The organism is Mycobacteriales bacterium, assembly GCA_035690485.1.
GTDB lineage: Bacteria > Actinomycetota > Actinomycetes > JAFAQI01 > DASSKL01 > DASSKL01.
Genome location: DASSKL010000064.1, coordinates 1 through 8,893 on the forward strand (window position 1 = coordinate 1; position 8,893 = coordinate 8,893).

General features: G+C 71.7%; 7 protein-coding genes. 5 read left to right on the forward strand and 2 right to left on the reverse strand.

Features of this window, described 5'->3' with window-relative positions:
- The 3 genes from VFJ21_08740 to pyrE form a co-directional block, all read left to right on the forward strand.
- A partial coding sequence (locus VFJ21_08740) for an AAA family ATPase (protein HET7407199.1) occupies window positions 1–2,272 on the forward strand: 2,272 nt, incomplete at its 5' end.
- A 148-nt stretch (window positions 2,273–2,420) separates the two neighbouring features.
- The gene (locus VFJ21_08745) at window positions 2,421–4,865 is read left to right on the forward strand and encodes a hypothetical protein (protein HET7407200.1); all 2,445 of its coding nucleotides are present in this window, start codon (window positions 2,421–2,423) and stop codon (window positions 4,863–4,865) included.
- 9 nt (window positions 4,866–4,874) lie between these two features.
- Window positions 4,875–5,408 carry an orotate phosphoribosyltransferase gene (pyrE, locus tag VFJ21_08750; GenBank protein HET7407201.1) on the forward strand — a complete coding sequence of 178 codons (534 nt, stop codon included), beginning with the start codon at window positions 4,875–4,877 and terminating at the stop codon, window positions 5,406–5,408.
- Window positions 5,409–5,463: 55 nt separating this feature from the next.
- On the opposite strand, the gene VFJ21_08755 is transcribed toward pyrE, so the two are convergent.
- Together VFJ21_08755 and VFJ21_08760 are read right to left on the reverse strand one after the other, a co-directional pair.
- A complete protein-coding gene (locus VFJ21_08755; protein ID HET7407202.1) occupies window positions 5,464–6,060 on the reverse strand; it encodes a hypothetical protein in 597 nt (198 codons plus the stop codon).
- Between the two features lie 20 nt (window positions 6,061–6,080).
- A complete protein-coding gene (locus VFJ21_08760; protein ID HET7407203.1) occupies window positions 6,081–6,755 on the reverse strand; it encodes a VTT domain-containing protein in 675 nt (224 codons plus the stop codon).
- An 85-nt stretch (window positions 6,756–6,840) separates the two neighbouring features.
- Between VFJ21_08760 and VFJ21_08765 the strand changes: the two genes are divergently transcribed.
- Both VFJ21_08765 and VFJ21_08770 read left to right on the forward strand, forming a co-directional pair.
- Window positions 6,841–8,223, forward strand: coding sequence for an FAD-dependent oxidoreductase (locus VFJ21_08765; protein ID HET7407204.1), 1,383 nt, complete (start codon window positions 6,841–6,843; stop codon window positions 8,221–8,223).
- Between the two features lie 60 nt (window positions 8,224–8,283).
- Window positions 8,284–8,893 (forward strand): class II fructose-bisphosphate aldolase (locus VFJ21_08770; GenBank protein ID HET7407205.1); only part of this gene is annotated, 610 nt, incomplete at its 3' end.

Consider the following 8,893-nt stretch of genomic DNA (forward strand, 5'->3'; position numbering starts at 1 on the left):
CGTCGGCCTCGCGAAGGAGGGCGGCGAGACCGCGGCGCTGCTCCGCGAGGTCGGCGCGACGGCCGATGCGCTGCTCGGTGCCTTCACCCAGGTGCGCGGGCACCAGCGCGTCACCACCCCGGACCCCGAGTCGACCTACCAGGCCCTGGAGAAGTACGGCCGCGACCTGACGCAGGAAGCGAGCGACGGCAAGCTCGACCCGGTCATCGGCCGCGACTCCGAGATCCGCCGGGTGGTGCAGGTGCTGTCCCGGCGTACCAAGAACAACCCCGTCCTCATCGGCGAGCCCGGGGTCGGCAAGACGGCCGTGGTCGAGGGGCTGGCGCAGCGCATCGTCGCCGGCGACGTGCCGGAGTCCTTGCGGGGCAAGCGTTTGATCGCTCTCGACTTGGGCGCGATGCTCGCCGGGGCGAAGTACCGCGGCGAGTTCGAGGAGCGGCTCAAGGCGGTGCTCGAGGAGATCAAGTCGTCCGAGGGGCAGGTCGTCACCTTCATCGACGAGCTGCACACGGTTGTCGGCGCCGGCGCGGCCGAGGGCGCCATGGACGCCGGCAACATGCTCAAGCCGATGCTCGCCCGCGGCGAGCTGCGGATGGTCGGCGCGACCACGCTCGACGAGTACCGCGAGCACATCGAGAAAGACCCCGCGCTCGAGCGGCGCTTCCAGCAGGTCTACGTCGGCGAGCCGAGCGTCGAGGACACGATCGGCATCCTGCGCGGGCTGAAGGGCCGCTACGAGGCGCACCACCAGGTGCAGATCAGCGACGCTGCCCTCGTCGCTGCCGCGACGCTGTCAGACCGCTACATCACCGCGCGTTTCCTGCCCGACAAGGCGATCGACCTCGTCGACGAGGCAGCCAGCCGGTTGCGCATGGAGATCGACTCCAAGCCGGTCGAGATCGACGAGCTCCAGCGGCAGGTCGACCGGATGCGCATGGAGGAGATGGCCCTCGCCCGCGAGGACGACCCGGCCAGCCGCGACCGGCTGGAGCGGCTGCGCGCCGAGCTCGCCGACAAGCAGGAGCAGCTGTCCGCGCTGAATGCCCGCTGGGAAAGGGAGAAGGGCGGTCTCAACCGGGTCGGCGAGCTGAAGAAGCGCCTCGACGACCTGCGCACCGAGGCCGAGCGCGCCCAACGCGACGGCGACTTCGAGGCGGCCAGCCGGCTGCTCTACGCCGAGATCCCGGCGGCGCAGCACGAGCTCGACGAGGCAGCGGCCGCCGACCAGGCGCGCGCAGCCGAGGCGATGGTGAAGGAGGAGGTCGGCCCCGACGACGTCGCCGAGGTCGTCTCGGCCTGGACGGGCATCCCCGCCGGCCGGCTGCTCGAGGGCGAGACGGCGAAGCTGCTGCGGATGGAGGACGAGCTCGGCAAGCGGCTGATCGGCCAGTCCGAGGCCGTGCGCGCGGTCTCCGACGCCGTACGCCGTGCCCGCTCCGGCATCTCCGACCCGGACCGACCGACCGGCTCGTTCCTCTTCCTCGGCCCCACCGGCGTCGGCAAGACCGAGCTGGCCAAGGCGCTCGCCGACTTCCTGTTCGACGACGAGCGCGCGATGGTGCGCATCGACATGAGCGAGTACGGCGAGAAGCACTCGGTGGCCCGGCTCGTCGGCGCCCCGCCCGGATACGTGGGCTACGAGGAGGGCGGCCAGCTGACCGAAGCGGTGCGCCGCCGGCCCTACACCGTCGTACTCCTCGACGAGGTCGAGAAGGCGCACCCGGACGTCTTCGACGTGCTGCTGCAGGTGCTCGACGACGGCCGGCTGACCGACGGTCAGGGCCGCACGGTCGACTTCCGCAACACGATCCTGATCCTCACGTCGAACCTCGGGTCGGTCTACGTCAACGACCCGGCACTGTCCGAGGAGCAGAAGCGCGAGGCGGTCCTGCGGGTCGTGCGCGAGCAGTTCAAGCCGGAGTTCCTGAACCGCCTCGACGACGTCGTGGTGTTCTCCTCGCTCGGTATGGAGGAGCTGACCCGCATCGTCGACCTGCAGGTCGACCGGCTCGCGCGCCGGCTCGCCGAACGGCGGCTCACCCTCGAGGTCACGCCCGCTGCGCGCGAGTGGTTGGCGCTCACCGGCTACGACCCGGTCTACGGCGCGCGGCCGCTGCGCCGGCTCGTGCAGTCGGCGATCGGCGACCAGCTCGCCCGGGCGCTGCTCGCCGGTCAGGTCCGAGACGGAGACGACGTCACCGTCGACGTGGCCGACGGCCGCGACAGCCTGGTCGTGACCGCGACGAGGCGGGAGCCCGCGATCACGGGCTGAGCCTCGCGACACGACCTGTGACCCGCGTGACAGCAGGAGATCGCCGCTCGACGGCGAAGCCGATGGATGACCCCTGGGATCGGGCGTCTCGAGCGACGGCCGGGCCCGGGGGATTCCACTGCACTTTGCCTGCATCGGAGCGCGCCAGATGCGTCACGCACGGGTCCTCGCCCTAGGTCTTGCCGGTGTCACCGCCGTCGCGATCACCATCCCCGCCCTCGCCGCCGCCGGCGGCAGCAGCGCGGTGACGGTGCCGACGGCGGACAAGACCGTCACCTACACGTGGAAGGGCACGATCCCGCCAGGCAGCGACCCGAGCAGCGACTGCACGGTGACCGCCCCGGCCACCGCCGACCAGCACACGATCGCGATCGCCGTGCCGGTCGGCCGCTACGACACCACGGCGTCGCAGGCGACCTTCTCGATTAGCTGGACGCCGACGGCGGGCGACGAGAACACCGCCGACGAGATCATCACGGTGCTCGACCCGAAGGGTCAGGAGATCGGCAGCGGCGACACGTCGAGCACGACCGAGCAGGTCAGCACCGTCAACCCCGCGGCCGGCACCTACACGGTGCAGGCGTGCGGGTTCGTCAACGCGGCACCCCAGGCCTACGTCGGCAAGCTGACGATCACCTCGAAGGCCATGCAGCGCCAGCAGCGGTGGGCCGCCGGCGGCATCACCGCCACCCGGGAGACGGTGGCCGACCCGTTCCGGCTGGGCACCGAGCCGACCACCGAGATCTCACCCGCCGACGGCACGGTCTACGAGTCGCAGATCTTCGGCTTCTCGACCACGCAGTCGTTCCTGCAGCGAAGCGTCGACGGTGGGTCGACGTTCCAGACGCTCAGCGCCGTCCCCGGCGTCGGCAAGCTCGACCAGTGCACCGGCGGCGGCGACAGCGCGCTGGCGACCGACCACTACAGCGGCGACCTCTGGATGATCGATCTCGGTGGCGCCCCCGAGGTGCCCGCGCGGGTCAGCCACGACCACGGGACGACGTGGGCGAGCAACTGCGAGGCCAACTTCCACGACGGCGCCAACTACTTCACCGACCGGCAGTGGCTGAGCCGCGACGACCGGCACCAGCGGATGCTCTACATCTACCGCGACGGCGTGACCCAGGCCCCGGTCGGCAAGGTCGGCAGTGTCGACGTCACCCGGCAGTCCTACGGCGAGTACATCAAGGCCGCGCCGCTGCCCACGAAGGCCGGCACCGCGGGCGCGCCGCAGATCACCTTCGGCACCCTCTGCACCCAGGCCGGGCTGGCCACCCCGTGCGTCACCGACGTCGAGATCGCGGGCCCGCCCGCGACAGACAACACCGCGTCCAGCCCGCACTACGGCACCACCTACCTGCCGATCGAGACCGCCGGCGGGCTGCGCCTCGTCGTCATCGGCGCCGGCAGCAAGCCCGACTCCGTCAGCGAGTCCAGCGTGCTCAAGGACCAGCACCAGGTGCTGTTCCCCTGGGTGACGGTCGACCGGGCGGGCACCGCGTACCTGGTCTGGACCGACGCCAAGACCTTCCAGGTGCGCTACGCGTTCACCTCCGACGCGGGCCGGCACTGGAGCGCCCCGGTGACCGTCAACGGCGCCCCGGCCGCGGTGACCGTCATGCCGACGGCCATCGCAGGCGACTCGGGCCGGCTCGACATCGCCTTCTACGGCTCGCCGAAGAGCGACAACCCGACGACCAACTACGGGCCGTGGTACGTCTACCTCGCGCAGACCCTCAACGCGACGTCGGCGCACCCGACCTTCGCCCAGGCGCAGATGAGCGACCGGCCCAACCACATCGACCCGGTCTGCCTGTCCGGCCTCGGCTGCACCCTGTCGACCGGCCCGGCCGGTGACCGCGAGCTCGGCGACTTCTTCACGGTGACCGCCGACAAGGCAGGGCGGGCGATGATCAGCTTCGCCGACGGCGACAACCAGCTCGGCAACGAGGTGGTCAACGGCCCGGCCGCCGCGCCGTCCTTCGCCCACTTCGTCCGGCAGGCCACCGGCCCGAGCCTCTACGTGAGCGTCGGCCAGGTGCCGGCGCTGCCGACCCCGACCAACGGAGTCCGCGCGAGCGGGCACCACACCACGGTGCCGGCGCTGCAGGTGCTCGACAGCAGCACGGCGTACGACGGCAAGGGCAACCTCGTCGTGCGGCTGCACGTCCGCAACGCCGACCCGTCAGGTGTCCCGGCGGCGACCGGCATGCCGGTGGCCACCTACCTCACGCGGTTCGTCCAGCACGACGGCGTCTACGCGGTCGCGGCCGAGTGGGACGGCGGCCAGTGGCGCTACTTCGCCGGCCCGGCGCAGCCCGTGACCGACGGGCTTGCCATCAAGTACGCCTACTACCCGGCGACGAGCTCGGTGACCGGCAGCGTCGACCCGAAGACCGGCACGATCACGGTGACGGTGCCTCTCTCGGCAGTCGGCAGCCCGAAGCAGGGAGCGCCGCTCTACTCGGTCACGTCCTACGCGCTCGTCCACCTGCTGCCGACGCTGCCCACTCCGCCGGGTGCCAGCTACACCGACTTCCCGCAGATTGCCGACGTGCTGCCGTCCTACAACGTGGAGCCCGCCCGCCGGTAGCCTGCGGCCGTGTCCCGCGACCGACTGCTGGAGCAGATCCGTGACCACGCCGTCGTCCACGGCAAAGTGGTGCTCTCCAGCGGCCGCGAGGCCGACTACTACGTCGACCTGCGCCGGGTGACGTTGTCGGGTGCGGCCGCACCGCTGGTCGGTCAGGTCATGCTCGACGTGACGAGCGAGTGGTCCTTCGACGCGGTCGGCGGGCTCACCCTCGGGGCCGATCCGGTGGCCGCCGCGATGATGCACGCGGCCGCCGCGCGGGGGCGCGCGCTCGACGCGTTCGTGGTGCGCAAGGAGGGCAAGGCGCACGGTCTGCAGCGCCGGATCGAGGGGCCCGACGTCGCCGGGCGACGGGTGCTCGCCGTCGAGGACACCTCGACCACCGGCGGCTCCGTCCTCACCGCCGTCGAGGCGTTGCGCGAGGCGGGGGCCGAGGTCGTCGGCGTCGCGGTCGTCGTCGAGCGGGGCGCGGAGGAGGCGGTGCGCGCGGCCGGGCTCGACTACCGCTACGCGTTCACGCTGAAAGACCTCGGCCTGGACTGAGTTTCTGGCCGATCTCGAGACGGAGACCGACGAGCAGCTCGAGCGTCTCTACGGGTCAGGCGGCGAGGCCGCAGCAGGGGCACGATGCCGCGGCGGCCGCTGCCTGTCCTGGTGCCGGCAGCACGCGCAGGCCACCGCAGCGGGCGACCGGGCAGCTGGCGACGTCGACGTCCTGGCTGATGTGCACCATCTCCGGTGCGGGTCGTTGTGCCGGCAGCCGCACGGGTTGCCACTGGAGCCGGATCCCCGGCGGCGGCCCGGGGACGATCGTCAGCTCCGGCGGCCCGGCAGCGGCGACGCCGGCGGCAGCGGCGGGAACGGGGGCGCCGGGCAGAGCGGTGCCGTGCACGCCCGGCGAGGTCGTCAGCCGGGCCCAGGACGGTGCGAGTGGGCCGCCCATCGGCGTGTGCCGCCAGGACTGCAGAGCGCGGCGGGCGCGGCTCGCGGATGCCGGGAGCAGGATCACTCCGCGGTGCGTCTCGACTGCGCGCAGTCGCCGACCACCGACCCGGGCCACCAGCGAGGGGACGTGGCAGGCGCCGTCCCACCAGTGAGAGGTGAATGACAGCACGCGTGGGCTGCTGGAGGGGAGCGCCGCGACCAGGCGGCGCCTGGTCAGGCGGTCGCGCACATCGGTGGCGGCATCGGTCATGCGACCGATGATCCGCCAGATCAGGCGTCCGGCCGGGATTCCGCGCCCGGAAGAGTGAGCGTGTCGTGATGGCGGGCCTTGCGCGTCTCGCGGGCGAGCTCGATCACGATGGGTATCAGCGACACGACGACGACCGCGAGCATGACGAGCTCGATGTGCTTGCTCAGGAACGACACCTGGCCGAGGAAGTAGCCGAGCAGCGTCACGCCGACCGTCCAGATGACGGCGCCGACGATGTTCCAGACGGCGAACACCGCCCGCGGCACTTCGACGATGCCGGCGAACGGGTTGAGCAGCGTGCGCACGGCGGGTACGAGCCGGGCCAGGACGATCGCCTTGCCCGGACCGAACCGCTCGAACATCGCCTCGGCGCGATCGACGTACTTGCGTTTGAACAACCGCGAGTCGGGCCGGTCGAACAACGGCGCGCCGGCCCGCCGCCCGATCTCGTAGCCGGTCTGGGCGCCGACGATCGCGCCGAACAGTGCGGCCGGAAGCAGGTAGCCGAGATGCAGGTGGACTCCGGCGATCCCACCTGAGGCGGCGAAACCGGCGACGAACAGCAGCGAGTCACCCGGCAGGAAGATGCCGAGCAGGATGCCGGTCTCGAGGAACAGCACGACCATGACGCCCAGCTCGCCGAACGTAGAGACGAGGTCCTGGGCACTCAGGATGTTGACGGCGAGCGGGTGCACGCCGACACGTTAGGGCACCTTCCTCTCAGATCGATCTGACGTCGACTCCGGCGGGTGCGTGCCTGGCGGCGACTACAGTCCGGCCATGCCCGAGCGCCTCGTCGTCATCGGCGGTGACGCCGCAGGGATGAGCGCGGCCTCGCAGGCCCGCCGGCGACGCGGTGCAGACGACTTGGAGATCGTCGCGTTCGAGCGCGGCCGGTACACGTCCTACTCCGCCTGCGGCATCCCCTACTGGGTGAGCGGCACCGTCGACGACGTGGCCGCGCTGGTGAGCCGCACGCCGGAGGCGTTCCGCCGCGACTGGGACATCGACGTGCGCACCCGCCACGAGGTCATCGGGATCGACCTCGACCGGCGCACGGTCACGGCTCGCGATCTCGAGGCCGGCCGTGACGTCATGGAGCCGTTCGACCAGCTGGTCTACGCGACCGGCTCGGTGCCGATGCGGCCGCCGATCGACGGGATCGACGCGGCGGGGGTCTACGGCGTGCAGACGCTGGACGACGGAGCGGCTCTGCGCGCCGCGCTGCACGACGACAGCACCCGCCGTGTCGTCGTGGTCGGCGGCGGTTACATCGGTCTCGAGATCGCCGAGGCGGCGCGCCTGTGCGACCTCGAGGTCACGGTCGTCAACCTGTCGCCGACGCCGATCGGCACGTTCGACCCGGATGTCGGCGAGTACGTCGCCGACGCGGTGCGCGGCATGGGCATCGAGCTGGTGCTCGGCGACGGGGCCGGGTGCATCGAGACCGACGCAGCCGGCCGGGCGGTCGCCGTCCACACCGCCTCCGGGCGGGTGCTTCCCGCCGACGTGGTGGTTCTCGGTCTCGGCGTACGCCCCAACGTCGCCCTCGCCGAGCAGGCCGGCATCCCGCTCGGCACCAGCGGCGGGGTGCGGGTCGACCGCCGGCAGCGGACGCTCGTCGACGGGGTGTGGTCGGCCGGCGACTGCTGTGAGTCCGTGCACCGGCTGTCCGGCGAGCGGGTCGTCGTCGCGCTCGGCACGCACGCCAACAAGCAGGGCCGAGTGGTCGGCATCAACATCGGTGGCGGCTACGCGACCTTCCCCGGCGTCATCGGCACCGCGGTCACGAAGGTGTGTGACCTCGAAGTGGCGCGCACCGGCCTGTCGGAGCAGGAGTGCCGGGAGGCGGGGCTGACGTTCGTCACGGCCTCGGTCGACTCGACGACCCGCGCCGGCTACTACCCCGGAGCCGCTCCCATCCGGGTCAAGCTGACCGCCGAGCGTCGCTCCGGCCGCCTGCTGGGTGCGCAGATCGTCGGGCGCGACGGTGCCGCCAAGCGCATCGACGTCCTCGCCGTCTGCTGCTGGAACGCGATGGCGGTCGACGAGGTGCTGGGTCTCGACCTGTCCTACGCCCCGCCGTTCGCCCCGGTGTGGGACCCCGTGCTGATCGCCGCACGCAAGGCGTGGGAGGCCGTCGAGGCCGACATTCGAGCGTGACGCGGCGGGGCATACTGACGGTTCCGGCCGGCCCACCCGCCCACGACGGAGGAGAGTCAGATGCCGATCGCCACGCCCGAGACCTACGCCGCGATGCTCGACCGCGCCAAGGAGCAGCGGTTCGCCTACCCGGCGATCAACGTGACGTCGTCGCAGACCCTCAACGCCGCGATCCGCGGCTTCGCCGAAGCGGGCAGCGACGGCATCGTCCAGGTGTCCACCGGGGGCGCCGAGTACCTGTCGGGCCCGACGGTCAAGGACATGGTGACCGGGTCGATCGCCCTCGCGGCCTACGCCCACGAGGTCGCCAAGAAGTACGACGTCAACATCGCGCTGCACACCGACCACTGCCCGAAGGACAAGCTCGACGGCTTCGTCCGGCCGCTGCTGGCCGCCTCGACCGAGCGGGTCAAGGCCGGCGGCACGCCGTGGTTCCAGTCGCACATGTGGGACGGCTCGGCCGTGCCGCTCGACGAGAACCTCCGGATCGCCGAGGAGCTCCTCGCGCAGTGCAAGGCCGCCCACGTCATCCTCGAGATCGAGGTCGGCGTCGTCGGTGGCGAGGAGGACGGTGTCGAGAACGCCATCAACGAGAAGCTGTACTCGACCCCCGAGGACGCCGTCGCCACCGTGCGCGCGCTCGGCTCGGGCGAGCAGGGGCGGTACCTGA